This is a genomic window from Pseudomonas helmanticensis, from assembly GCF_900182985.1.
In the GTDB taxonomy this organism is placed as follows: domain Bacteria; phylum Pseudomonadota; class Gammaproteobacteria; order Pseudomonadales; family Pseudomonadaceae; genus Aquipseudomonas; species Aquipseudomonas helmanticensis.
The window spans coordinates 1623522-1646968 of sequence record NZ_FXUY01000001.1 but is presented as its reverse complement, the minus strand read 5'-3'; the positions used below and the strand labels follow the sequence as shown (position 1 = coordinate 1646968).

The following is a 23447-nucleotide window of genomic DNA, read 5'->3' as shown; positions in this document are numbered from 1 at the left end:
CTATCATTGCCGGTTTCCCCCTGAAAGACTTTACTGCCATGACTGCCCAAACCCTTCTCAACGCCCTCGAACACTGCGGTATGGTCGAAATCGACGGCCTGCACGCCTTCGAATTCGCCCTCGATGAAGACGATAACCTGCACATCGAATGCATCGACGGCCGAGCGGCCAAACATTGGGAATTCACTCCGGCGCAGGTTGCCGCGGCAACCTTCGATGACTCTTTGCAGAGCTGGTTGATCGTCGGCTATTTCAACGAAACCAAAGCGATCGGCGAACATCGCCTGGTTTGTCATGGCGATGTAGTCAGCAGCAGCGACGACGAGGATGACACTGATGAAAATGCGTAAATTCTGGCCGCTGCTGATGGCCGGCAGCGTCGGCGCCATGGGCCTGTCCACGGCATCGGCAGAAAGCTTCCAGTTGCTGGTCGGCTCCTACACCGCTGGCACCAGCCAGGGCATCTATCGCATGAACTTCGACAGCGCCACCGGCCAGATCGATGCCAAGCCATTGCAAGTGGTCAAGAGCGAAAACCCGTCGTGGCTGACCTTGTCCAAAGACCAGCATCGCCTGTTCGTGGTCAATGAAAACGGCCCGGGCCAGAAAGACCCGGTCGGCCGCGTCAGCAGCTATGCGATCGATCCGAAGACCCACGCGCTGAGCCTGATCAATCAGGTGCAGAGCCTGGGCAACGAACCGACTCATTCGAGCCTCAGCGCTGACGCCAGTCACCTGTTCGTCAGCAACTATTCGGTAATGGAAGATCCGGGTGGAACCCTCGCGGTGCTGCCGGTCGGTGCTGACGGCAAACTGAAGCCGGTCGTACAGATGAGCGCGCACCCGGCGAGCCGGGTCAATCCTGAGCGTCAGGCCTCGAACCACGTGCACTCGACGGTCTCTTCGCCGGACGGTCGCTACGTGTTCTCCAACGATCTGGGTGCGGACAAGGTCTTCATCTACAAATTCGACCCAAAGGCCAATCCGGATTTGCCGCTGACCCCGGCGAAATCCGCCTCGGTGTCCCTCCCGGCAGGCAGTGGCCCGCGTCATCTGCTGTTCAGCGCTGACGGCAAGCACGCCTGGCTGAGCATGGAAATGAGCGCGCAGGTCGCGGTGTTTGATTACAACGACGGCGTGCTGACCCAGACCCAATTGGTCGATCTGGCTGCAGGTCAGCCGACGTCGGACAAGGCCGGCGCCGCGCTGCACACCTCGGCGGACGGCAAGTTCCTCTATGTCAGCAATCGCGGCACCGCCAATCAATTGGTGGTATTCAGCATCGATCCGGCGACTGCCCAGCTCAAAGAGCTGCAAAAGCGCTCGGTGGAAGGTGATCACCCACGCGAATTCAGCCTCGATCCGAGTGGCAAGTTCCTGTTGATTGCCAACCAGAAGAGCAACCAGATTGTTGTCGTCGAGCGCGACAGCAAGACCGGTCTGCTCGGCAAAACCGTGCAGAAACTGCCGATGGACGCCCCGAGTGACCTCAAGTTTATAGTGCGACAATAAGCCACAGGCCCCGGTTTACGGGGCCTGTCTGGTTGTATTAATTGCACTGATATGCGCTAACGTTACAAAGCATTTCAAGCGATCAGCCCTCGAGCGTTAAGTTTGCTTCACGGCCCAACCGGGCGAGCAAGCCAACCGAACACGAGGGTTACCGCCATGAACTTCAATCTCTTCTCCGTTATCGCCGCTTCCGCCATCTCCGCCACCGTGGTTCTGCCAGCCGGTGCCAACGTTGAAATCGCCAGCAAAAAATCCCACACCCAGAGCTACACCCAGAAATACCTGCAACAGAGCGCCAACTTCTACGCCGCCCTGGATCACAAAAGCCAACACTGAGCACCAGCACACAACTCCCCTGTAGGAGCTGCCGAAGGCTGCGATCTTTTGATCTTGTTTTTAAAAAGCAAAATCAAAAGATCGCAGCCTTCGGCAGCTCTTACACGTGTGCGTTGTTGATCGTTGTTGATCGTTCCCACGCAGAGCGTGGGAACGATCGGTAAAGACCGTCGCCCTCGTGTGCGTTTCGTAGCGTCATAGGTTTTCTTCAACACGCAAATAGACCGGCTAAATAATCAACGAAGCTGATGTTCACTATGGAAAACCCTGAGTGGTTGCCACCGCTGTTTTGATCGATTCTGTGGCCATCGAAACATGCCCACGGGAGAACACCATGGCCAGCGAAATCATCACTTCAGCCAAACGCGGCGCCTACCTGGCCATCGGTCTTTACCTGGCCGTGGTGCTCGTTGTCAGCGTCGCCTCGCAAATGGAACATCGCTTCAGCGCACCGATTGACGTCGCCCACCCTGGCATCCAGTTCGAAGTCCGCTCGCAAAGCGTGACGGTCGACCGGGCTGAACTCGCAGGAGTCGGCGGCGCATGAAAGGTTACAGACTTTGGGTCATTGCCAGTCTGGCGGTCATGACCAACGGCGCTTCGTTACTGGGCGTTGGTCAAGGCTCGGTGGGCGGGTTGGCGCGGGCCATAGAGGCTAATCACACCATCGCGCATAACATCGAACGGGCGAATACGCTGGGGTTGATGGCGGGGAATCCACCGGTGAAGGTTTCGACCAATTTCCTCGGTCCCTTCGAAGTTGATTGCATGGCGCTTGGGATGTGCAATGCACTCGCCTAGACACCGCAATCCATTGTGGCGAGGGGATTTATCCCCGTTGGGCTGCGAAGCAGCCCCAAATCCTGCAACTCAAATTTGCCTGTCACACCGCATAGAATGTTTCACGACTGCTTCGCAGCCGAACGGGGATAAATCCCCTCGCCACAGGGGTTGAGGCGCTGTAGTTACTTTTTCATGATCGAGGTGAAGAGCTCGGATTCGAGGAAGCGCTGCAACCAAACCTGCAACCGTACATAAGGCGTCTGCGCAAACCACTCACGATCAACATGGGCAAACTGCCGAACGAACGGCAGCAAGGCGATATCGGCCAGGCTCGGATGATCAGTCAGCAAGTAATCGCGATCCTTGAGCAGCGCCTCCAGCCGCTGCAAAAACACCGCCCCTTCAGCCCGATAAACCTCCATCGGTTGTTCCGGATAGCGCTCGGCATATTTGTAGCGGTTCAGATGCACCTTGAACCCCTGATCATTCGCCTCGATCAATTCGGCAATCCGCGCATCACCCTCCAGCAACCAACCCTGCGGATCATTCTGCGCCAACGCCCAGTGCATGATTTCCAGGCTCTCATCAATCACCCGGCCACCGGCATCCAGCACTGGCACCGTGCCTTTCGGCGAGATCGCCAGCATCTCCGGTGGTTTGGCCTTGAGGCTGACTTCAACCATCTCCACTGGCACGCCGGAATAACGCAGAGCCATCCGCGCCCGCATCGCATAGGGGCAGCGGCGGAAGGAATACAGCTTGTTCATTTCACCTCCACGGTGCTCAAACCGTTGCCCTGACGCTGGACCTGAATCTGCACCGGGATCCGCTCGTGCATTTCCTGTACGTGGGAAATCACCGCGACCTTGCGGCCTTGCGCCTGCAAGCCGTCGAGCGCATCCATCGCCAATTGCAGCGACTCCGGATCGAGACTGCCAAAGCCTTCATCGATAAACAGCGATTCGATTTTCAGCGTACTCGACGCCATCGATGCCAGACCCAACGCCAGCGCCAGCGACACGAGGAACGTTTCGCCGCCGGACAACGAATGCACCGAGCGCAGTTCGTCGCCCATTTCCGTGTCCATCACCAACAAGCCGAGCATGCTGCCGCCGCGTTTCAGGCGATAGCGTTTGACCAGTTGGCGCAGTTGCACATTGGCGTGGTGCACCAGCAGGTCGAGGTTGTAGGCCTGGGCGATCTTGCGGAAGGTGTCGCCGGTGGCCGATCCGATCAAGGCACTCAGCCGCGCCCAGCGCTGGTATTCGGCATAGGCGTCGGCGATCTGCTGCGCCAGTGCCTGATTGGCATTCTGCCGGCGCTGATCTTCGACTTGTTCGGCGCGCAGTTCGGCGCATTGCTGCTCGCTGACAGTGGACTGCTGTTGCAGATCAACCAGCGCGGTGGCGAGTTGCTCAGCGTCGAGATCGCCATTGCTGTGGGCTTGATGGTCGACCAACAAGCGCTCACGCTCCTGCAACAACACCGAGGCTTGCTCGATCGCTTTTTCGTTGAGTTGCAGACGCTGGCGCAGTTCGCCGAGTTGCGCGTCATCGACCCGCAACAAGTCTTCGAGGCCGCCATCGTCCAGCTCGGGATGACCCGCGCGCCAGTCGGCGATCTTGCCGGTGAGATCCTGGTCTTCGCTTTCCAGCGCCTGCAAACGCTCCTGCTGCGCCTTCAGTTCAGCGCCGGTCTGCACCCGCTGCGTGCGCACGCTTTGCAGCTCCTGCGCCGTGCTGGTTTCAGTGTTGCGCGCCTGTTCGACGGCGTGTTCCAGTTGCTGCTGCCACTGCTCGGCGCAGCTGTGCTCGCCAAGCAATTGCGCGAGTTTCTCCTGGCAGCGCTGCTGTTGCTCGGCTAACGCAGCGTACTGCTGTTCAGCGATTTGCGCTTGTTGCAGGCGCGTCTGCTGACGATCCTGGTCTTTCTCCAGTGTCTGCTGACGTTGCTGCTGCTCGCTCAATTCTTCCTTCTGCTGCTCGACTTGCGCCAAGCGTTCGGCGATCTGCCGGTCGAGCTGCAGGAACGTCGCCGCAGGCTCCTGGCGCAGGGCTTCAAGGGTGTCGGCCGGCAGCAGAGTGGCGAACGCCGTCAGTTCCTCGTCGAGGCGCTGGCGGTCGCTGCTCAGTTCGCGCTGCTGATTGCCCAGGTGCTGCGCGGCTTGCTGATGCGCGGTTTCCGCCTGACGCAATTGTTGCGTCAGCCGCGCGGCATCCTGTTGCAGAGTGAGCAGGGCGCTCTGGCGTTGTTCGTCCTGCGCGATGCTCTGGTTGAGCTGTTCGTTCTGACGACTGAGCCAGGCATCGCGTTTGTCGGCATCTTGATTGAGCAATTGGGCGGACAGCGGATGAGCATCGAGGCTCGGTGCCAAGACCTGTTGCTGGGCGGCCAGTTGCTCCTGTTGTTGCAACAATTCTTTCTGTTGCGCGATGACGCCGCCGACTTCGGCACGCAGTTCGATGAGCTTTTCCTTGAGCTGATCGACCACTAGCTGCGCGTTGGCCTGCTCACTCTCATCGTGGCGGCCGAGGCTTTGCAGCAGCGCTTCCGGTTGGTGATACGGATGCTCGTTGCTCCCGCACACCGGGCACGGCTGGTCATCCTGCAACTGCCCGCGCAACTCTTCGACGCTGGCACTGCGCGCGAGGCGCTGGCGTTCAAGCAGTTCGCGGGTGACGTTGAGGGTTTGCTCGGCGACGGTCAGTTCGGCTTTGCTTTTCACCCCGTCCTGGGTCAACCGTTCGCGCTCCTGCTGGGCGCTGAGCTGGCGTTGTTGCAGCTCGGCGCCGCGCTTGAGCAGATCCTGCTGGCTGGCCCACAGGCGCGACAAATCTTCAAAGGCGCGCAGCTGTTTGCGGTTGTCCTGCAACAGCGTGCCGAGAATGCCGATCTGCTCGGCAACGGCATCCGGTTCGGCGCCGGCCTCTTTGAACAGCACTTCAAGCTGCTGCTTCTGGGTGGTGAACGCTTCGGCGCTGTGGGCGGCGTTCTGCTCGAGACTGGCCAGTTCAGCCTGACCTTTGTTCAGGCGATTGCCGATCAGCATCAACTGCTGCAGACGATCGCGATAGGCATTCCACGCATCGCTTAACGGTGCCAGATGAGCGCTTTGCTCAAGCTCGGCGGCAATGCGTTGCAAGCGCTCGGCGACCTGGGCCTGTTTTTCCAGCAAGGCTTGAATCGCGCCCTGACCGTCGCTGCACGCCTGTTGTGCTGCGGCTTTGGCTTCAGCGCCAGCGGCGACATCCTTGGCCAGACGGGCGAGGGTGCTTTGCTCCTCGAAGGCCTGACGCAACAGCGGCGCATTCCCAGACTGGCGTTGCTGCGCCTCGCTCAGTGCGACTTTCGCTGCTTCGAGATTCTGCTCCAGTTGCGTCTGGCGCTCAGTCAGTTCGGCATGCTGGCGAGTGTGTTCGGCGATCTGTGCCGCCAACGGCGTCAGCAGCGCATCGAGCTGGTTTTTGCGCGCGAACTGATGGCGTTGCGGGCCGAGTTGCTCGAGTCGCGTCAACTTGAGCCGTTCGCCAGCCAGGCCTTCGCGTTGTTGCTGAGCGCTGTGCAGTTGCTCGCTGGCGGCGTGCTGCGCGTCCTGCAACAGGCGCAAATCCTTGAGCCACGTGTGCTGCTGCTCAAGCTGTTTCAGCTGCGCCTGTTGCAGTTTCAGTTGTTGCTGGGCGTTGTTGAAACGCTCATCCAGCTCGGCGCGGGCTTCAGCGCTCAGCGGCGTGACGCCAGTGGCCTGATCCTGCAACAGCTTGTGCGCTTCGCGGGCCTCTTTGGTCTTGTCGAAGGCGCGACGACCGAGCCGCGTGTAGAGCGCCGTGTCGGTGAGTTTTTCCAGCAGTTCGCTGCGGTCGTTGTCGTCGGCCTTGAGGAACGCACTGAACTCGCTCTGGGCCAGCAGCACGGCGCGGGTGAACTGTTCGAAGTTCAGGCCGAGCGCGGTTTCCAGCTGGGTTTTGTACTCGCCTTTCTGGCTGGCGAGCAGTTGATCCTGATCGATATCGCGCAGGCTCTGGCGGCTGGCTTGCAGCTTGCCGCCGGCCTTCTCGCGAGCGCGATTGGCTTCCCAGCGCGCTCGATAGCGCCGGCCATCGACACCGACAAAATCGACTTCCGCATAGCCTTCACCGGTGCCGCGCCGCAGTAAGGTGCGCGGGTCGCCCGTGGCGATTTCGCCGTCGGCATCCGGGACTTTCGCGTCGCGGCCGGTGTTGTTCAGGCGCGGTACGGCACCGAACAGCGCCAGGCACAAAGCGTCGAGCAAGGTACTTTTGCCGGCGCCGGTCGGCCCGGTAATCGCAAACAAGCCGGCGCTGGCCAACGGTTCAGCGGTGAAATCGATCTCGAACGGGCCGGCCAGCGAGGCGAGGTTTTTCAACCGAATGGCGAGAATCTTCATGGCTGCTCGCCCTCCAGTTGCACGTCTTGCAGCAGTTCGGCGAAGTCCTTCAGCGTCTGCTCATCAACCTCGTTGCCGTAGTTGTCGAGCCAGGCGCGGCTGAACAACTCCTGCGGCGTCAGTTGGTCGAGTTCGATCAGCGTGGTGCCGTCCGCCTCGCCGTCAGCGCCCCGGTTGCCGGCGTATTCAGCGGCGATGCGCACCAGCCGCACGGCTTTGCCTTGCAGGGCGTTTTCCACTTGGTGGCGCAGATCCGGTTGCGGCTCGTCGAGGCGCACGCGCACCTCCAGCCACGGCTGGCGCTGGGTTTCAGCGAGCAGGTCGATGTTCGGCAGGTCTGCCAGTTGCAGCAGGATCTCGGCCAGCGGTGCCGGGCCGATGCGTTGCAGATTGACCGAGCGCGGAATCAGTTTTGATTCAACACTGACCAGGCTTTCGCCATCGAGGGTGACGTCGAGAATCTGGTGCTGATAGCCGATTTCGGAGAACGACAACGGAATCGGCGAACCGCTGTAGCGAATGCGTTCCTCACCGTTGACCTTCTGCGGCTTGTGCAAATGGCCGAGGGCAACATAGCTGATGCTCGGCCCGAACAGGCTGGCGGGCAGGGCTTCGGCATTGCCGATGATCAGGCTGCGCTCGGAATCTTCCGATACCGAGCCGCCGGCCATGTGCGCGTGGCTGATGGCAATCAAAGCCTGACCGGGTGTGCGCTTGGCGTTGGCCGCTTCGATCAGCCATTCGTGCACCTGACCGATGCCGCGCAAATAGTTGTCACCCAAATGCGCGCCGGTCACTTCCGCCGGGCGCAGGAACGGCAGCGCCAGGCACCACGCGGCAATTTCGCCGGTTTTATCCGGCAGCGGCAGCAACAGACGCTCGGCATCCAATTGCCCGTCATCCAGCCACAACACCCGACCCAGCGCATGCGTGCGCAAACGGCGCATCAGTGGCGCGGGTAACTCGATCCGTGAACCGGAATCGTGGTTGCCGGCAATCATCACGATGGTCAGCAACGGTTGCTGTTCATGGGCGCTGACGATGAAATCGTAGAGGCGTTCCTGGGCTTTGACCGGCGGATTGACCGTGTCGAAAATGTCACCGGCGATCAGCAGCACATCCGGCTGCGCCAGTTTCAGTTGACCCAGCAGCCATTCGAGAAAACAGGCGTGCTCGAAATCGCGCTCCTGGCCGTGGAGGTTTTGCCCAAGGTGCCAGTCGGAGGTGTGAAACAGACGCAAGGCGGACTCCGCAACAATTAAAGAGGTGATGGCCGCAGGTGAAATGAGGGCGGCGAAAGAGGGGAGAGTTTACAGACTATTGCGGGCGGAGGGCTTGTGCGCGATTGGGGTGAATTCGTCAATTGACGACCTGAAACCCGCTGCCTACCATCGCGCCACTATATTGATGTCATTTTTGGCTGGTGGCGATTCGCCGCTGGTTGAAGCCGGAGGAAAACAGAAATGCGGGTTGAAAGCTTGTTCAATCAGGCCAGAGGCATGGTTAAAGGGCTTTATTTCCACGCGATGGATGAGCTTGGGTTTCGTCCGGAACAAGCTTTTGCCTATGTTCAGGATGAGCTGGAACTCTTGCTGCGCAAAGATGCGCCCGGCCCGAATGCAATTCTTCAGACGGCCATTTATATGGAGGGGCATCGTCGCGGTCTGAAGCTGTCGAAAGAAGATTCATACACGAGCGATATGTTGGATATTTTGGCGCAGACCTACAGCCAGTGCAGCATTGAGAGCCTGGTTGAGGCAGATGCCGATGACGAGGAGTTGGAGATTATCCAATCGGACATGGAAACTGTACGAAAGCTTTTTCTTCTTTAGAAGTCGGTAGGTGGTTTCTTCACAGGGTGAGCCAAGCGACGATGTTTATTAAGTTTGATAAATTTATCGAGATGTTTGCTGATGAAGAGTACCCAAGCGATTTCTGGTCTGATGTCGCCATTATCAGCGCCTCCGAAATGCTGGATGGCTTTTCTGACGCCGATTGGCTGGAGCTATTGACAGTCGTAGACAGCAAAAGCGATTTCTGGGTATTGCGGTTATGCGAGACGTTGGGAGACCCGGATGAAAGAGCACTGGTCGTATTGCTGAAGGTGACTTCACGTCGGGGAAGCCAGGCGATTTACGTCGCATTGGAATCGATCAGGTCGATGATCAGTCTGGGTCTGGACGTGTCGGCGTATGCGGATGAGATCAATGCTGCGACTGAACGTGCGAGGCAAACGACGGGGAAAGTGAGTTTGCTTTCGACTTTCCAATGAGAAGTCGACATGGATAAATTGTTATTCAAGTTTCGTGATGTGGAAATTTGCCGGCGCCATGAGCGTTATTTCATCAAGTACGACGCGGGCAGTCATGTGGATGTCAGGCGTGAGGATGAGATTTCGGAACAGGAAGCGCTGACCGCAGCCATGGGTGAGGAAGCAGTTATGAAGTTTTTGTTTGAGTTGCAGGAGCGATTGATCCGTGAGGGTGTTGACCCTTTTGTTTCCAACACTGATTGAAGATCGATTGAGTCAGACGTCTCAAAGTCAACAGATCGCAGCCTGCGGCAGCTCCTACAGAGATCAAATGTAGGAGCTGCCGGAGGCTGCGATCTTTTGATCTTTTACTTCGGATAAAGCGGTGGCAACCCACTGTCGCCTACTGGATCGTGGACGCGCTCAGCGGTCGGAATAGTGCGGATCGCGCGCCACAAATCCTCACCTTGCCAATGCTGCCCGGTCTCGCTGTACAGCGCGCCATTGAGGCCGTCGAGCGCATCCGACAAGGGCACAAACCGCGCCGCCATATCCGCCAGCGTTTCCGGCTGCTGCCGCGCCCATGCATCCAGCGCCTGCCGCGTCGCTTGCGGATCGTTGGCCTGGCTCGCGCGTTTGATGTCGTCAAGCAGCGTGCGCGGGCTTGGCCCGGTCTGCGCGGCGCGCAGGATCGCCGGTTGCCAGCGCGCACGCCACCACAGGCCGAAGCCGAGCAGGGTGGTGCAGGCGAGGATCAGCGTGCTCAGTTTCCACCACCACAACACATCGTTATCGACGGCGCTCGGTTGCAAGCTGCCCGCCGGGGTGTCGACTTGCAGGCTCGGATTGTTCGCCACTTGCAGGGTGCGCGCGGGCAAGCTGCTGTGTTCAAGGTGATCTTCGAAAGTGTTCCACCAGACCACGTCGACCGTTGGCAGCTCGATCGAACCGCTGCGACTCGGCACCAGTGCTTCACGTTCTTCGCGGCTGCCGACAAGTCCCCGGTCAGTGCTCTGGTTGGTGAGCACCGGTTGGTCAGGATAGCGGCGCAAACCGTTGACGTCGGTGGCGGGCAGCGCCGGCAGTTGCGAACTGGCGAGGCCTTCGACTTTCAGGATCAGGCTGCGCGTCAGCGAGTCGCCGACTTGGGTGTGTTCGGGTTCCGGGTTCCAGCTTTCGCTGAGGCTCAGGCTGCGCGCCGGTAACCACGGGGCGTCGAGCGGGTAGGTCAGCGGTTTCGGCTTGACCGTCAACGGGATGTCGGCGGAGCTGACGCGCATCAATTTGCCCGGCTTCGGCCCTTGCGCGGTGGCGTCTGCGGACGGCTGGGTGTCGACCAGCGTGGCGCTGAAGGTTTGCGGGGCGATGGTCAGCAAGCCGCTGTGTTGCGGATAGATGGCATAGCGCATCTCGATCACGCCGTGGCGCACACCGTTGATGTCTTTTTCGTACGTGCGGGTGTCGCCCAGTTGTTCGACGCGCGCATCGGCGATTTGCAGCGGGGTCAGGCTGCTGTCGTCGTACAGCGACACCGAATGGTAGATGCGCAGGGTCAGGATCGCTTGCGCCTGCACATACACGCTGGACTGATCGAGGCTGGCCTCGATGAACACCGGGTCGAGGCTGTTCTTGTCTTCGTGGGTGTCGCTTTCGACCACTTGCACGGTGATGGGCTGGCTCTGCACGTCGCCCATCTGCAACGGCGGAATCACCACGCTGCCGTTCTCTTTCGGTAGCAGCGTGATGATCCAGCGCGTGGTCGCGCGGTTGTCGCCATTGAGCGTGTTCAACTGGTTGACCTGACGCGTGCCGCGCACCTCGAACAGTGGTTCCAGCGGGGTCAGGTCAGGTTTGCCGAACTGGGTAACGTCGCTGGTTTCGAGGGTGAGTTCGACCGTCTCGCCGGAGTTCAGGCGACTGCGATCCACGCTGGCGGTCAACTCGGCCGCCTGGGCGGTGGCCGTGCAGATCAGCAGGGGCAGCAAGAGAGCGGTGAAGCGGGTCATCGAGTGTTTTCCTGATCCTGATGTTGTTGCTGTTCGTACCAGAATTTGCGTCGCAGCAGTTCGCCCGGATCATCCGGGATCTTCCCCAGCCATTGCTCCAGTGCTTGACGCTGCTCGCCTTCGAGGTTGTCCTCGCTTGGGCGCAGGGTCGGCACGGTGTCCGTCTGCTCTTCCTCATCGCTGCCCGGTACTTCGTTGGGACCGGGTTGCGGTGGCGTGGCCGGCGGCGGTTCGCTGGCCGGTTCGGCCGGTTGCGCATCGCCCTGGGTTTCACTTTTCACCGCTGGCGGTGGTGCGGTCACTGGCGGAGTTTCGTCGCCCGGCAGACTCTGTTCGGTTGGCTTGTTTTCCGGCTCAACGGGCGGCGGGGTGTTTTTCTGCTTCAGCAGGTTCTCCACCAGTGCCTTGTTGGTCTGTGCCGGGCGCAGATCCGGTTGCAGTTCCAGCGCCTGCTCGTAGGCATCGATGGCGGCTTCCAGCTCAGCGCTTTTTGCCAAAGCGTTGCCACGATTGTAGTGCGCGCGGGCATCGCTGCCTTCGGCAAAGCGCTGGGCGGCGCCACTGTAATCGCCGGCCTCGTACAACGCCACCCCTTGCCATTGGTGATCGTCAAAATGGGCGGCGGCCTCGGCGGGGCGCTTCTGCTTGAGCAAATGCAGGCCCTGTTGATCCGGGCGCAGCCACAAATCTTCGAAGTCGAACGCGTAGCTCGGCTGCGGCAGACACAACAGCAGCGGCAGGCAGAACAACCAGCCACGCCGCCCGGCACACGCGGCCAGCAACAACAGCGGCAACAGCAGCCAATAACCCTGATCGGCCCAGGTATCGAGGCGCACGGTCTGGCCATCGTTGCGCAAACTGCGCGGGCCATTGAGCAGGCCGAGCGCGCCGAGATCAGCTTCGTCCAGCCGTGCAGCGTGGTATTCACCGCCAACACTGTTGAGGAACGCGCCAAGGCCCGGGCTGTCGAGTTGCGGCACGCGAATCGCACCTTGGTCGTCTTTCAGGAAACTGCCGTCCTCTTGAGCAATCGGTGCCCCTTCGGCAGTGCCGACGCCGAGCATCAACAGTTGCGCAGATTCACCGCTCAAGGCACGACGAATGCCTTGGCGTTCCTCTTCGCTCAAGGACGAGCCGATCAACAGAATCCGCCCCTGACCGAGTGCGCCCTGTTTCAACAAGGCCAGCGCCTTGCTCACCGCCAGATCGGCGCGATGACCGCTCTCTGGCATCAGCGATGGCTTGAGCGCGTCGAGCAGATTGCGACTGGTCGCCAGATCATCCGACAGCGGCACCAGCGTGTGCGCGCTGCCGGCGTAGACGACGATGGCGGTCTGCGCATCGCTGCGCGCCTGCAACAGGTCGAACAGCTTGCGCCGCGCTTGCTCGAGGCGGGTCGGCGGCGCATCGGTGGCGAGCATTTCCGGGGTCAGTTCCAGTACAACCACCAACGGATCGGCAGGTTTCTGGCTGGTCTGTTCGACACGCTCCCAACTCGGCCCGAGCAGCGCCAGAATGGTCAGCAACCACGCCACGCCGAGGGCGATCCACGGCAATTTGCTGTCGCGTCCGTTACCACCGCTGAGCAAAGTGGCGTGGAACGCCGGCGGCAGAATCATCTGCCAGCGTCCGGCGCGTTTTTGCCGGTGCCAGAGCTGCCAAAGCAACCAGCCGAGCAGCGGCAACAGCAACAGCCACCAAGGACGGAACCAGTGCGGCCAGAGGGCGATCATCGACGCCTCCGCAGACGCAGGCGCTTGAGACGCTCGCGCCAGTCAGGTAACGGGCTTTGCAGATACAGCTCCTTGGTGAACAGGCGTTGCAAGAAATTGTCCGGCCACAATTCGCGCGCCACCAGCAGCAGGCTCAACCACAGCGCCAATGCCAGCGGCCAGTGATACAAGGCTTGCGCCGGACGCGCCTGGGTCGGTTGTTGGGTTACCGGTTCGAGCTGGTCGAGGGTGTCCTTGATCGCTTGCAGTTCTTTGCCATCGTGGGCACGGAAGTACTGGCCACCGGTCGCTGCGGCGATCGCCTTGAGTGCGGGCTCGTCGAGATCCAGGCTCGGGTTGACCCCGAGCAGTCCGGTCGAACCGCTGTCCTCGGGATTGGCGCCGATGCCGATCGGATAGATTTTCACGCCTTCGCTGGCTGCCAGTTTCGCGGCCGTCAGCGGATCGATTTCACCGCCATTGTTGGCGCCGTCAGTGACCAGAATCAGCACGCGGCTTTGCGCCGGACGCATGCGCAGGCGTTTCAGCGCCAGACCGATAGCGTCGCCGATGGCGGTGTTCTTGCCGGCGATGCCGATCCGCGCTTCGTCGAGCCAGACGCGCACGGTGTGGCGGTCGAAGGTCAATGGCGCTTGCAGGTAGGCTTTGCTGCCGAACAGGATCAAGCCGACGCGGTCGCCGTCGCGGCTTTCGAGGAAGTCGCCGAGCAGGTGCTGAACCAGCGAGAGACGGCTGACGTCTTCGTCCTGCCACTGCATGTCGGGGAAATCCATCGAGCCGGACACGTCCACCGCCACCAGCAAATCTCGGCCGCTGGCGGCAATCGGCAACGGTTCGCCGAGCCACTGCGGACGGGCGGCGGCGGTCAACAGCAGCAACCACAAGAGCATGAACGGTGCCTGTTGGCGCCACGCCGGCAAGTTGGCGCGGGCGCGACGCCGGGCGAGGCCTTCGAGGTCGGACAGAAAGCTGACTTTCAGCGCCGGCTCGCCGCTGTCGGCCACCGGCAACACAAGGCGCATCAACCACGGCAGCGGCAACAGCGCAAAGATCCACGGCCAGGCGAACTCAAACATGTTTGCGAATCCACGTGTCGACCGCTTGGGTCAGGCCGGCGATGGCTTTGTCGTCGAGTTTGCATTCCGGTTTGTACGCGCCTTCGACCAGCACCATCCAGCGAGTCAGGCCCGCCGCCGGGCAACGGTTGTCGAGGAACGCCAGCCATTTGCGACCGTTGAGGGTGTGGCTCTGGCTGTAGGGATAATGGTTGCGGCACAGGCGTTTGAGCAGGCCGTTGAGTTGCTGCAGCCAGGCACCGGCCGGCGCGCCGTCGTAGGGTTTGGGCATTTGCGCGAGTTCGGCGAGGGCGGCGATGCGCACCGGGTCGAGCGGTTGTTCGGCGCGCACGATTGGGCGCTTCTTCATGGGAATGAAACGGCGCAGCTTCCACGCCGCCAAACCGAGCAACGGCAATAACAGCAACAGCAGCCACCAGCCCGGCGCCGGCGGCCAAAAGGCAATCGGTGGCGGCGAGATCAGCGGTTGCAGTTGTTCGAGGCCGTTCATCGACCTTTCCCCGGACGCTGCGGATTGAGGAATTCACGCATCTGCTCGACCATTTCACTTTGTGTACTCAACGGCATCAACAGCACCCGCAGCTTTTGCGCGAGCAATTCCCAGCGCGCGATGCGTGCTTCGGCCTGGGCGCGATAGGTCTGGCGCAGGTCGAAATTCAGCGTGTCGAGTTCCAGCTGTGCGCCGCGTTCGGCGAACCTGAGCAGGCCGGCAGCGGGGAGGGCGTGATCGAGTGGATCGGAAATCGGCAGCATCAACAGGTCGCAATGGCGCGACAGCAGACTCAGCTGTTGCTCGGCGCTGTCGGACAACGCGCGCTCATCGCAAATCACGATGGCCAGACTGCCCGGACGCAGTACCTCACGCGCCCGGCGCAGAGCCACGCCAAAGGCATCGCGGTCCGGCTCGCGCTCGCTGTGCAGCGACTGATTGACCTTGACCAAGCGGTTGAGCAATTGCAGCAGGCTTTGTTTGCTGCGCCGTGGCTTGATTTCGTAGTGCTCGTTGTCGCCGAACACCAGCCCGCCAACCCGATCGTTATGGCCGAGTGCAGCCCAGCCGATCAACGCTGCCGCTTGCGCCGCCAGCACCGATTTGAACATCAGCCCGGACCCGAAAAACAGTCGCGTGCTTTGCTCGACCATGATGAAAATCGGTCGTTCACGTTCTTCATGGAACATCTTGGTGTGTGGCTCTTGCGTGCGCGCCGTGACACGCCAATCGATGGTGCGCACGTCGTCGCCGGCCTGATAGACCCGCACCTGATCGAAGTCGACACCGCGACCACGGAATTTCGAGTGATGCAGGCCGATCAGCGGGCTGCGCTGGCTCGGCGTGGAAAACAGCTGTACTTCGCGCACCCGGTGACGCATCTCGATCAGCTCGGCGAGGCTGACGCGAATACCGGGTTCGGACGGCAAGGGGGTGTTCATGGGGGTCAAGCGACGGCTACGACGTCGAGAATCCGCTGCACCACCCGATCCTGATCGATGCCGGCGGCCTCGGCTTCAAACGACAGAATGATGCGGTGACGCAACACATCGAACAGCACCGCTTGAATGTCTTCCGGGCTGACGAAGTCGCGACCGGCCAGCCAGGCGTGGGCGCGGGCACAGCGGTCAAGGGCGATCGAGCCACGCGGGCTGGCGCCATAGGCGATCCACTCGGCCATTTCCGGGTCGAACTTGGCCGGTGTGCGCGTGGCCATGACCAGTTGCACGAGGTATTCCTCCACGGCGTCGGCCATGTACAGACCGAGGATTTCCTTGCGCGCGGCGAAGATCGCTTGCTGGCTGACGCGGCGTTCAGGCTTGGTTTCACCGTTCAACGCTTCGCCACGGGCCTGCTGGAGGATGCGCCGTTCGACGGCGGCATCGGGGAAGCCGATCTTCACGTGCATGAGGAAACGGTCGAGCTGGGCTTCCGGCAGCGGGTAGGTGCCTTCCTGTTCGATCGGGTTCTGCGTGGCCATCACCAGAAACAGCGGCGACAGTTCATAGGTGCTGCGACCGACACTGACCTGACGCTCGGCCATGGCTTCGAGCAGCGCCGATTGCACCTTGGCCGGGGCACGGTTGATTTCGTCCGCCAGCACCAGGTTGTGGAAGATCGGCCCTTGCTGGAACACAAAGCTGCCGGTTTCCGGGCGATAGATCTCGGTGCCGGTGATGTCGGCGGGCAGCAGGTCAGGGGTGAACTGGATGCGATGGAACTGGGCTTCGATGCCCTCGGCGAGTTCTTTGATCGCTTTGGTCTTGGCCAGACCCGGCGCGCCCTCGACCAGCATGTGGCCGTCGGCGAGCAGGGCGATGAGCAAACGCTCGATGAGTTTTTCCTGGCCGAGAATCTGCGTTGAAAGAAAGGTTCGCAGCGCCAGCAGCGCTTCACGATGTTCCATCGGTGACTGTTCCTGGAAAGGGGTGGCCCCAGGCGTTCGGATAACGCCGGGGCTGGGGGCGTTACTTTAATCCATCGCGGGGGGTGGCGACTAACGGCATTTTGCGCAAAGTGCGGGAAATGACCGGGGCAATTGTTGGATTTTTGTAGCCGGGGAGTGATTGGTTGCCTGTGTTGGCCCTATCGCGAGCAGGCTCACTCCTACAATGGATCGCCGTACACCGACCTGTAGGAGTGAGCCTGCTCGCGATGGCGTCGGCCCAGACACCATCAAACTTCGTTAATGAACGTGCCAGTCCCGTCAAGGATATTCGTCAAGGTCTCGACCACCTCATCCATGTCCACCATGTCCGGGTTAAAGCTGATCTCCAGCACATCATCGCCATTCAGCGCATCGGCATCCCCTGCCGCGATCTCGATTTTCAGCAGCGTCGACGTCAGCGTGACCTTCACGCCATCCAGCGTCGACGGCTCGCCATCCAGGGTGATCTCCAACTCATCCTCATCCGGGTAGCGGCTCATCAGGAACATGTCGCCCTTGTCGCTGTGGCAGCAGAGCATGGCCATGTTGTCTTCTTCGTCATCGCACGGGTTGACGATGAGTAGCGCGGTGGTCATTTGCATGGGGAATTCCTGCCTCAAGGGGCGTGTTGGTCGCAATTGGGCGCGATTCTGCCAGCCCTCGGGAATTTCTGCATGTGAGAGTGTCAGAGGATGTGTCGTGAACGCGACGTGGGTCAATGGTCATTTCTGGCTCGCATGTACCGTAAAAACGGGCATTCAGACCAGCGTTTTGCGCCACGAGTGCTAGTGTTTACCGGTGCCAAAGCCCTCGTTTACGTGCCAATGACCGAATATGTCGCAGCACCGCAAGCAGACACATTGTCGCACCCATTAAGCTGCGCAACGGATGAGCACCCGTAAAGGCATTGTCGGCACCGTTGGCAGTCGTTTTTGCAGATGCCCATTCAATGGAAGGTGAATGTGACCTGAGTGTCTCGTCCAGCTTCACCCACCTGTCACCCTGTTTCCTCTGCCCGAGATTCAGGAACAGGGCGACAGTAGCCCCGAGAGGGGTGTTGCACGCGACGCTTTCCATCAATAACAAGCTTAAGCGGAGTACCACAGATGGCGTTCTTCACCGCAGCCAGCAAAGCCGACTTCCAGCACCAACTGCAAGCGGCACTGGCGCAGCACATCAGTGAACAGGCACTGCCACAAGTGGCGCTGTTCGCTGAACAATTCTTCGGCATCATTTCCCTGGACGAGCTGACTCAACGTCGCCTCTCCGACCTCGCTGGCTGTACTCTTTCCGCGTGGCGCCTGCTTGAGCGCTTCGATCACGCGCAACCGCAAGTGCGCGTCTACAACCCTGATTACGAGCGTCATGGCTGGCAGTCGACCCACACCGCGGTCGAAGTCCTGCACCACGACCTGCCATTCCTCGTCGACTCGGTCCGCACCGAACTGAACCGTCGCGGCTACAGCATCCACACCCTGCAAACCACCGTGCTCAGCGTGCGTCGTGGCAGCAAGGGCGAATTGCTGGAAATCCTGCCAAAAGGCAGCACCGGCGAAGGCGTTCTGCACGAATCGCTGATGTACCTGGAAATCGACCGCTGCGCCAACGCGGCCGAACTGAATGTGCTGAGCAAAGAGCTGGAACAGGTTCTCGGTGAAGTCCGCGTCGCGGTCGCCGATTTCGAGCCGATGAAAGCCAAGGTGCAGGACATCCTCACCCGGCTCGACAACAGCGCGTTCGCCGTCGATACCGACGAAAAGAACGAGATCAAGAGCTTCCTGGAATGGCTGGTGGGCAACCACTTCACCTTCCTCGGCTACGAAGAGTTCGTGGTTACCGATCAGGCCGATGGCGGCCACATCGAGTACGACCAGAATTCCTTCCTCGGCCTGACCAAACTGCTGCGCACCGGCCTGACCTACGATGACCTGCGCATCGAAGATTACGCGGTGAACTACCTGCGCGAACCGACCCTGCTGTCGTTCGCCAAGGCTGCGCACCCGAGCCGTGTACACCGTCCGGCGTACCCGGATTACGTGTCGATCCGTGAAATCGACGCCGACGGCAAAGTCATCAAGGAACACCGCTTCATGGGCCTGTACACCTCCTCGGTGTATGGCGAGAGCGTGCGGGTCATCCCGTTCATCCGCCGCAAGGTCGAAGAAATCGAACGCCGCTCCGGCTTCCAGTCCAAGGCTCACCTGGGCAAGGAACTGGCGCAGGTGCTCGAAGTATTGCCGCGTGACGACCTGTTCCAGACCCCGGTCGACGAACTGTTCACCACCGTGATGTCGATCGTGCAGATCCAGGAACGCAACAAGATCCGCGTGTTCCTGCGCAAAGACCCGTACGGTCGCTTCTGCTACTGCCTGGCCTACGTGCCGCGCGACATCTACTCCACCGAAGTTCGCCAGAAGATCCAGCAAGTGCTGATGGAACGCCTGAAGGCTTCCGATTGCGAATTCTGGACGTTCTTCTCCGAGTCGGTACTGGCGCGCGTGCAGTTGATCCTGCGTGTCGACCCGAAAAACCGTCTCGACATCGACCCGGTGCTGCTGGAAAAAGAAGTCGTGCAAGCGTGCCGCAGCTGGCAGGACGACTACGCCGCACTGACCGTCGAAAGCTTCGGCGAAGCCCACGGCACCAACGTGCTGGCGGACTTCCCGAAAGGCTTTCCGGCCGGCTACCGCGAGCGTTTCGCTGCGCATTCGGCCGTGGTCGACATGCAGCACCTGCTGAGCCTCAACGAAAAAAATCCGCTGGTGATGAGCTTCTATCAGCCGCTCGGTCAGGTCTCCGGCCAGCGCGAGCTGCATTGCAAGCTGTACCACGCCGACACCCCGCTGGCGCTGTCCGACGTGCTGCCGATCCTGGAAAACCTCGGTCTGCGCGTACTGGGTGAATTCCCGTACCGTCTGCGTCACACCAATGGCCGCGAGTTCTGGATTCACGACTTCGCGTTCACCGCCGCTGAAGGTCTGGACCTCGACATCCAGCAACTCAACGACACCCTGCAGGACGCCTTTGTCCACATCGTCCGTGGCGAAGCCGAGAACGATGCGTTCAACCGTCTGGTACTGACCGCCGGCCTGCCATGGCGCGACGTTGCGCTGCTGCGTGCTTACGCGCGTTACCTGAAGCAGATTCGTCTGGGCTTCGATCTGGGCTACATCGCCAGCACCCTGAACAACCACACCGACATCGCTCGCGAACTGACCCGGTTGTTCAAGACCCGCTTCTATCTGGCGCGCAAACTCAGCGATGAAGATCTGGAAGACAAGCAACAGCGTCTGGAACAAGCGATTCTGACCGCACTGGACGACGTCCAGGTGCTCAACGAAGACCGCATCCTGCGTCGTTACCTCGACCTGATCAAAGCGACCCTGCGTACCAACTTCTATCAGACTGATGCCAACGGCCAGAACAAGTCGTACTTCAGCTTCAAGTTCAACCCGCACGCGATCCCTGAACTGCCGAAGCCAGTGCCGAAGTTCGAAATCTTCGTCTACTCGCCTCGCGTTGAAGGCGTGCACCTGCGCTTCGGTAACGTTGCCCGTGGTGGTCTGCGCTGGTCCGACCGTGAAGAAGACTTCCGTACCGAAGTCCTCGGCCTGGTGAAAGCTCAACAAGTGAAAAACTCGGTCATCGTGCCAGTGGGTGCGAAGGGCGGCTTCCTGCCGCGTCGCCTGCCACTGGGCGGCAGCCGTGACGAGATCGCGGCCGAGGGCATCGCCTGCTACCGCATCTTCATTTCCGGCCTGTTGGACATCACCGACAACCTGAAAGACGGCGCGCTGGTGCCGCCATTGAACGTGGTTCGCCACGACGATGACGACCCGTACCTGGTCGTGGCAGCGGACAAGGGCACTGCAACCTTCTCCGACATCGCCAATGGCATCGCCATCGACTACGGCTTCTGGCTGGGTGACGCGTTTGCGTCCGGTGGTTCGGCCGGTTACGACCACAAGAAAATGGGCATTACCGCCAAAGGCGCGTGGGTCGGCGTACAACGTCACTTCCGCGAGCGCGGCATCAATGTTCAGGAAGACAGCATCACTGTGGTCGGCGTCGGCGACATGGCCGGTGACGTGTTCGGTAACGGCCTGTTGATGTCCGACAAGCTGCAACTGGTCGCGGCCTTCAACCACCTGCACATCTTCATCGATCCAAACCCGAACCCGGCGACCAGCTTCGTCGAGCGTCAGCGCATGTTCGACCTGCCGCGTTCGGCCTGGACCGACTACGACACGAGCATCATGTCCGAAGGTGGCGGTATCTTCTCGCGCAGCGCGAAGAGCATCGCGATCTCGCCGCAAATGCAGGAACGCTTCGCCATCAAGGCTGACAAGCTGACCCCGACCGAACTGCTCAACGCCTTGCTCAAGGCGCCGGTGGATCTGTTGTGGAACGGCGGTATCGGCACTTACGTCAAAGCCAGCACCGAAAGCCACGCCGATGTCGGCGACAAGGCCAACGATGCACTGCGCGTGAACGGCAACGAGTTGCGCTGCAAGGTCGTGGGCGAGGGCGGTAACCTCGGCATGACCCAACTGGGTCGTGTCGAATTCGGTCTGAATGGCGGCGGTTCCAACACCGACTTCATCGACAACGCCGGTGGCGTGGACTGCTCCGACCACGAAGTGAACATCAAGATCCTGCTGAACGAAGTGGTTCAGGCCGGTGACATGACCGACAAGCAACGCAACCAGTTGCTGGCGAGCATGACCGACGAAGTCGGCAATCTGGTGCTGGGCAACAACTACAAGCAGACTCAGGCCCTGTCCCTGGCGGCGCGTCGTGCGTATGCGCGCATCGCTGAGTACAAGCGTCTGATGAGCGATCTGGAAGGCCGTGGCAAGTTGGACCGCGCCATCGAGTTCCTGCCGACCGAAGAGCAGATCAACGAGCGCATTGCCGAAGGCCACGGTCTGACCCGTCCTGAGCTGTCGGTGCTGATCTCTTACAGCAAGATCGACCTCAAGGAGCAGCTGTTGGGTTCCTTGGTGCCGGACGACGATTACCTGACCCGCGACATGGAAACGGCGTTCCCGCCGACCCTGGTCAGCAAGTTCTCCGAAGCCATGCGTCGTCACCGTCTGAAGCGCGAGATCGTCAGCACCCAGATCGCCAACGACCTGGTCAACCACATGGGCATCACCTTCGTTCAACGACTCAAAGAGTCGACCGGCATGAGCCCGGCGAACGTCGCTGGCGCTTATGTGATCGTGCGCGACATCTTCCACCTCCCGCACTGGTTCCGTCAGATCGAAGCGCTGGACTACCAAGTCAGCGCTGACGTGCAGCTGGAGCTGATGGACGAGCTGATGCGTCTGGGCCGTCGCGCCACGCGCTGGTTCCTGCGTGCCCGTCGCAACGAGCAGAACGCTGCCCGTGACGTCGCGCATTTCGGTCCGCACCTGAAAGAGCTGGGCCTGAAACTCGACGAACTGCTGAGCGGCGAAATCCGTGAAAACTGGCAGGCGCGCTATCAGGCTTACGTCGAAGCCGGTGTCCCGGAATTGCTGGCGCGTATGGTTGCGGGCACTTCGCACCTGTACACGCTGCTGCCGATCATCGAAGCCTCCGACGTGACTGGCCAGAACCCTGCAGAAGTGGCCAAGGCTTACTTCGCTGTGGGCAGTGCGCTGGACATCACCTGGTACCTGCAACAGATCAGCGCACTGCCGGTTGAAAACAACTGGCAAGCTCTGGCCCGTGAAGCGTTCCGTGACGATGTCGACTGGCAGCAACGTGCGATCACCATCTCTGTCCTGCAACAGGGCGACGGCACACTGGACGTGGAAGCACGTCTGGCGCTGTGGATGGAACAACACGAAAGCATGATCTCGCGCTGGCGCGCCATGCTGGTGGAAATCCGTGCGGCGAGCGGCACGGACTACGCCATGTATGCAGTGGCCAACCGTGAACTGCTGGATCTGGCGTTGAGTGGGCAAGCGGTAGTGCCTGCGGTGACTGCGAATGCCGAGCTTGAACTGGCGTAAGTAGTGGCTGAATGAAAAAGCCCCGGTGTCGAGAGATGCCGGGGCTTTTTTATGTCTCTGGATTCGTACCGACCGGTGTAGGAGCTGCCGAAGGCTGCGATCTTTTGCCTTTTAAAGATCAAGATCAAAAGATCGCAGCCTTCGGCAGCTCCTACAGGGGGCAGGTATCAATACAACTTCTGACCTTGTTTGTTATCGAGCATCGATACTTTGTCCGAAGGCCGAGCGACTAAATTGTTGAGCGATTGGTCAAACTTCTGCAACGCCCTAACTTGCACATCCTGCTGCTGATTAATATCCGCAACAATCTCTTCCGACCGCTTGAAGTCCGCCCACACCGGCGTCAACTCACGTGCATCCGAACCTTTCGCCGTACCGATATAGTTCAACTGCGCATCATAAAAATCGGCACTGACATCGGCCTTGATATCGGAGCTGCGCGAGGTAATCAACTGGCTGTGAGTGTCGACGATTGCCACCACATCCGGCTTGGCCGCACGCAGGCTTTGCATGTCTGGATAGACCGTCACCGAGCCAAATTGACGTTGCAGCGAAGCATTCACCCATTCCACCGCCATGTCCGGTTTCGAGGTGGCGACGTAGGCGTCATGTATCGGTTGCACCAGCAGGCTCTGGCCGAAACCGGTGCCGGCGTTGGCCTGATAGTCGCGCAGGTATTCGCGGTTGCTTTGCGTGCTTGGGCTGTAGACCACGCCGAGCGACACGCCGGGACCACTTTTCACCTGGGCGGCACTGCTGCGGCCGACCGGTTGGGTGAAGAGTGTGTCGAGGGACGAAACCGCTTTGGGTGCGGTGGGGACAGAACAGGCGGACAAGGCTAAAACCGATATCGCCAAGGTACTGGCAAAGGCAAGTTTCATGGTGTTTCTCCCGTGAAACAACATCAGTCGGAAAGTTTGAGTAGT

The 23447-nt window shown here is 60.4% G+C and carries 20 protein-coding genes; 9 read left to right on the top strand and 11 right to left on the bottom strand.

The window, feature by feature from the left end; all coding sequences use genetic code 11:
* Positions 1 to 38: 38 nt before the first annotated feature.
* The 5 genes from QOL84_RS07375 to QOL84_RS07355 all read left to right on the top strand — a co-directional run bounded on the left by QOL84_RS07375 (position 39) and on the right by QOL84_RS07355 (position 2649).
* Entirely contained in the window at positions 39 to 350 is a 312-nt protein-coding gene (locus QOL84_RS07375) for a DUF5629 family protein (RefSeq protein WP_008088034.1), read from the top strand.
* The gene (locus QOL84_RS07370) at positions 337 to 1512 is read left to right on the top strand and encodes a lactonase family protein (RefSeq protein ID WP_283436751.1); all 1176 of its coding nucleotides are present in this window, start codon (positions 337 to 339) and stop codon (positions 1510 to 1512) included. The genes QOL84_RS07375 and QOL84_RS07370 overlap by 14 nt, the downstream gene beginning before the upstream one ends.
* Positions 1513 to 1668: 156 nt before the next feature.
* Positions 1669 to 1848 carry a hypothetical protein gene (locus QOL84_RS07365; RefSeq protein ID WP_129392952.1) on the top strand — a complete coding sequence of 60 codons (180 nt, stop codon included), beginning with the start codon at positions 1669 to 1671 and terminating at the stop codon, positions 1846 to 1848.
* 334 nt (positions 1849 to 2182) lie between these two features.
* Positions 2183 to 2395 carry a hypothetical protein gene (locus QOL84_RS07360; RefSeq protein ID WP_283436750.1) on the top strand — a complete coding sequence of 71 codons (213 nt, stop codon included), beginning with the start codon at positions 2183 to 2185 and terminating at the stop codon, positions 2393 to 2395.
* Positions 2392 to 2649 (top strand): hypothetical protein, encoded by a 258-nt coding sequence (locus QOL84_RS07355; protein ID WP_283436749.1) that lies wholly within the window; start codon positions 2392 to 2394, stop codon positions 2647 to 2649. The genes QOL84_RS07360 and QOL84_RS07355 overlap by 4 nt, the downstream gene beginning before the upstream one ends.
* Positions 2650 to 2813: 164 nt before the next feature.
* On the opposite strand, the gene QOL84_RS07350 is transcribed toward QOL84_RS07355, so the two are convergent.
* The 3 genes from QOL84_RS07350 to QOL84_RS07340 are packed head-to-tail and all read right to left on the bottom strand — an operon-like array spanning position 2814 to position 8277.
* Positions 2814 to 3398 (bottom strand): glutathione S-transferase, encoded by a 585-nt coding sequence (locus QOL84_RS07350; RefSeq protein WP_283436748.1) that lies wholly within the window; start codon positions 3396 to 3398, stop codon positions 2814 to 2816.
* A complete protein-coding gene (locus QOL84_RS07345; RefSeq protein WP_283436747.1) occupies positions 3395 to 7036 on the bottom strand; it encodes an AAA family ATPase in 3642 nt (1213 codons plus the stop codon). The genes QOL84_RS07350 and QOL84_RS07345 overlap by 4 nt, the downstream gene beginning before the upstream one ends.
* On the bottom strand, positions 7033 to 8277 hold the full coding sequence (locus tag QOL84_RS07340; protein WP_283436746.1) for an exonuclease SbcCD subunit D C-terminal domain-containing protein: 1245 nt from the start codon (positions 8275 to 8277) through the stop codon (positions 7033 to 7035). Before QOL84_RS07340 ends, QOL84_RS07345 begins: the two co-directional genes overlap by 4 nt.
* A 222-nt stretch (positions 8278 to 8499) precedes the next feature.
* On the opposite strand from QOL84_RS07340, the gene QOL84_RS07335 reads away from it, so the two are divergent.
* The 3 genes from QOL84_RS07335 to QOL84_RS07325 are packed head-to-tail and all read left to right on the top strand — an operon-like array spanning position 8500 to position 9551.
* Complete coding sequence (locus QOL84_RS07335; RefSeq protein ID WP_283436745.1) at positions 8500 to 8868, top strand: hypothetical protein; 369 nt, start codon at positions 8500 to 8502, stop codon at positions 8866 to 8868.
* 41 nt (positions 8869 to 8909) lie between these two features.
* Complete coding sequence (locus QOL84_RS07330; RefSeq protein ID WP_283436744.1) at positions 8910 to 9308, top strand: hypothetical protein; 399 nt, start codon at positions 8910 to 8912, stop codon at positions 9306 to 9308.
* A 9-nt stretch (positions 9309 to 9317) separates the two neighbouring features.
* A complete protein-coding gene (locus QOL84_RS07325) occupies positions 9318 to 9551 on the top strand; it encodes a hypothetical protein (protein WP_283436743.1) in 234 nt (77 codons plus the stop codon).
* 104 nt (positions 9552 to 9655) lie between these two features.
* Here the strand turns inward: QOL84_RS07325 and QOL84_RS07320 are convergent, their stop codons facing one another.
* From QOL84_RS07320 to QOL84_RS07290, 7 genes are all read right to left on the bottom strand, one after another.
* On the bottom strand, positions 9656 to 11293 hold the full coding sequence (locus QOL84_RS07320) for a BatD family protein (RefSeq protein ID WP_283436742.1): 1638 nt from the start codon (positions 11291 to 11293) through the stop codon (positions 9656 to 9658).
* Positions 11290 to 13026, bottom strand: a complete 1737-nt coding sequence (locus QOL84_RS07315) for a vWA domain-containing protein (RefSeq protein ID WP_283436741.1) — start codon at positions 13024 to 13026, stop codon at positions 11290 to 11292. Before QOL84_RS07315 ends, QOL84_RS07320 begins: the two co-directional genes overlap by 4 nt.
* Positions 13023 to 14102: a vWA domain-containing protein gene (locus QOL84_RS07310; RefSeq protein ID WP_129392976.1), complete on the bottom strand. Its 1080-nt coding sequence runs from the start codon at positions 14100 to 14102 to the stop codon at positions 13023 to 13025. The genes QOL84_RS07315 and QOL84_RS07310 overlap by 4 nt, the downstream gene beginning before the upstream one ends.
* On the bottom strand, positions 14095 to 14592 hold the full coding sequence (locus tag QOL84_RS07305; protein WP_129392979.1) for a DUF4381 domain-containing protein: 498 nt from the start codon (positions 14590 to 14592) through the stop codon (positions 14095 to 14097). The genes QOL84_RS07310 and QOL84_RS07305 overlap by 8 nt, the downstream gene beginning before the upstream one ends.
* Positions 14589 to 15533 carry a DUF58 domain-containing protein gene (locus tag QOL84_RS07300; RefSeq protein WP_283436740.1) on the bottom strand — a complete coding sequence of 315 codons (945 nt, stop codon included), beginning with the start codon at positions 15531 to 15533 and terminating at the stop codon, positions 14589 to 14591. The genes QOL84_RS07305 and QOL84_RS07300 overlap by 4 nt, the downstream gene beginning before the upstream one ends.
* Positions 15534 to 15538: 5 nt before the next feature.
* Entirely contained in the window at positions 15539 to 16498 is a 960-nt protein-coding gene (locus tag QOL84_RS07295) for an AAA family ATPase (protein WP_003218556.1), read from the bottom strand.
* A 269-nt stretch (positions 16499 to 16767) separates the two neighbouring features.
* Complete coding sequence (locus QOL84_RS07290) at positions 16768 to 17121, bottom strand: hypothetical protein (RefSeq protein ID WP_283436739.1); 354 nt, start codon at positions 17119 to 17121, stop codon at positions 16768 to 16770.
* Positions 17122 to 17625: 504 nt separating this feature from the next.
* Here QOL84_RS07290 and QOL84_RS07285 point away from each other — a divergent pair.
* Positions 17626 to 22521, top strand: a complete 4896-nt coding sequence (locus QOL84_RS07285) for an NAD-glutamate dehydrogenase (protein WP_283436738.1) — start codon at positions 17626 to 17628, stop codon at positions 22519 to 22521.
* Positions 22522 to 22688: 167 nt separating this feature from the next.
* On the opposite strand, the gene QOL84_RS07280 is transcribed toward QOL84_RS07285, so the two are convergent.
* Positions 22689 to 23402, bottom strand: coding sequence for an ATPase (locus QOL84_RS07280; protein WP_283436737.1), 714 nt, complete (start codon positions 23400 to 23402; stop codon positions 22689 to 22691).
* Positions 23403 to 23447 lie beyond the last annotated feature (45 nt).

Bases quoted from the DNA above. Each gene is read 5' to 3' on its own strand.
- QOL84_RS07375 (WP_008088034.1), top strand. From the start codon at position 39: ATGACTGCCCAAACCCTTCTCAACGCCCTCGAACACTGCGGTATGGTC.
- QOL84_RS07370 (WP_283436751.1), top strand. From the start codon at position 337: ATGAAAATGCGTAAATTCTGGCCGCTGCTGATGGCCGGCAGCGTCGGC.
- QOL84_RS07365 (WP_129392952.1), top strand. From the start codon at position 1,669: ATGAACTTCAATCTCTTCTCCGTTATCGCCGCTTCCGCCATCTCCGCC.
- QOL84_RS07360 (WP_283436750.1), top strand. From the start codon at position 2,183: ATGGCCAGCGAAATCATCACTTCAGCCAAACGCGGCGCCTACCTGGCC.
- QOL84_RS07355 (WP_283436749.1), top strand. From the start codon at position 2,392: ATGAAAGGTTACAGACTTTGGGTCATTGCCAGTCTGGCGGTCATGACC.
- QOL84_RS07350 (WP_283436748.1), bottom strand. From the start codon at position 3,398: ATGAACAAGCTGTATTCCTTCCGCCGCTGCCCCTATGCGATGCGGGCG.
- QOL84_RS07345 (WP_283436747.1), bottom strand. From the start codon at position 7,036: ATGAAGATTCTCGCCATTCGGTTGAAAAACCTCGCCTCGCTGGCCGGC.
- QOL84_RS07335 (WP_283436745.1), top strand. From the start codon at position 8,500: ATGCGGGTTGAAAGCTTGTTCAATCAGGCCAGAGGCATGGTTAAAGGG.
- QOL84_RS07330 (WP_283436744.1), top strand. From the start codon at position 8,910: ATGTTTATTAAGTTTGATAAATTTATCGAGATGTTTGCTGATGAAGAG.
- QOL84_RS07325 (WP_283436743.1), top strand. From the start codon at position 9,318: ATGGATAAATTGTTATTCAAGTTTCGTGATGTGGAAATTTGCCGGCGC.
- QOL84_RS07320 (WP_283436742.1), bottom strand. From the start codon at position 11,293: ATGACCCGCTTCACCGCTCTCTTGCTGCCCCTGCTGATCTGCACGGCC.
- QOL84_RS07315 (WP_283436741.1), bottom strand. From the start codon at position 13,026: ATGATCGCCCTCTGGCCGCACTGGTTCCGTCCTTGGTGGCTGTTGCTG.
- QOL84_RS07310 (WP_129392976.1), bottom strand. From the start codon at position 14,102: ATGTTTGAGTTCGCCTGGCCGTGGATCTTTGCGCTGTTGCCGCTGCCG.
- QOL84_RS07305 (WP_129392979.1), bottom strand. From the start codon at position 14,592: ATGAACGGCCTCGAACAACTGCAACCGCTGATCTCGCCGCCACCGATT.
- QOL84_RS07300 (WP_283436740.1), bottom strand. From the start codon at position 15,533: ATGAACACCCCCTTGCCGTCCGAACCCGGTATTCGCGTCAGCCTCGCC.
- QOL84_RS07295 (WP_003218556.1), bottom strand. From the start codon at position 16,498: ATGGAACATCGTGAAGCGCTGCTGGCGCTGCGAACCTTTCTTTCAACG.
- QOL84_RS07290 (WP_283436739.1), bottom strand. From the start codon at position 17,121: ATGCAAATGACCACCGCGCTACTCATCGTCAACCCGTGCGATGACGAA.
- QOL84_RS07285 (WP_283436738.1), top strand. From the start codon at position 17,626: ATGGCGTTCTTCACCGCAGCCAGCAAAGCCGACTTCCAGCACCAACTG.
- QOL84_RS07280 (WP_283436737.1), bottom strand. From the start codon at position 23,402: ATGAAACTTGCCTTTGCCAGTACCTTGGCGATATCGGTTTTAGCCTTG.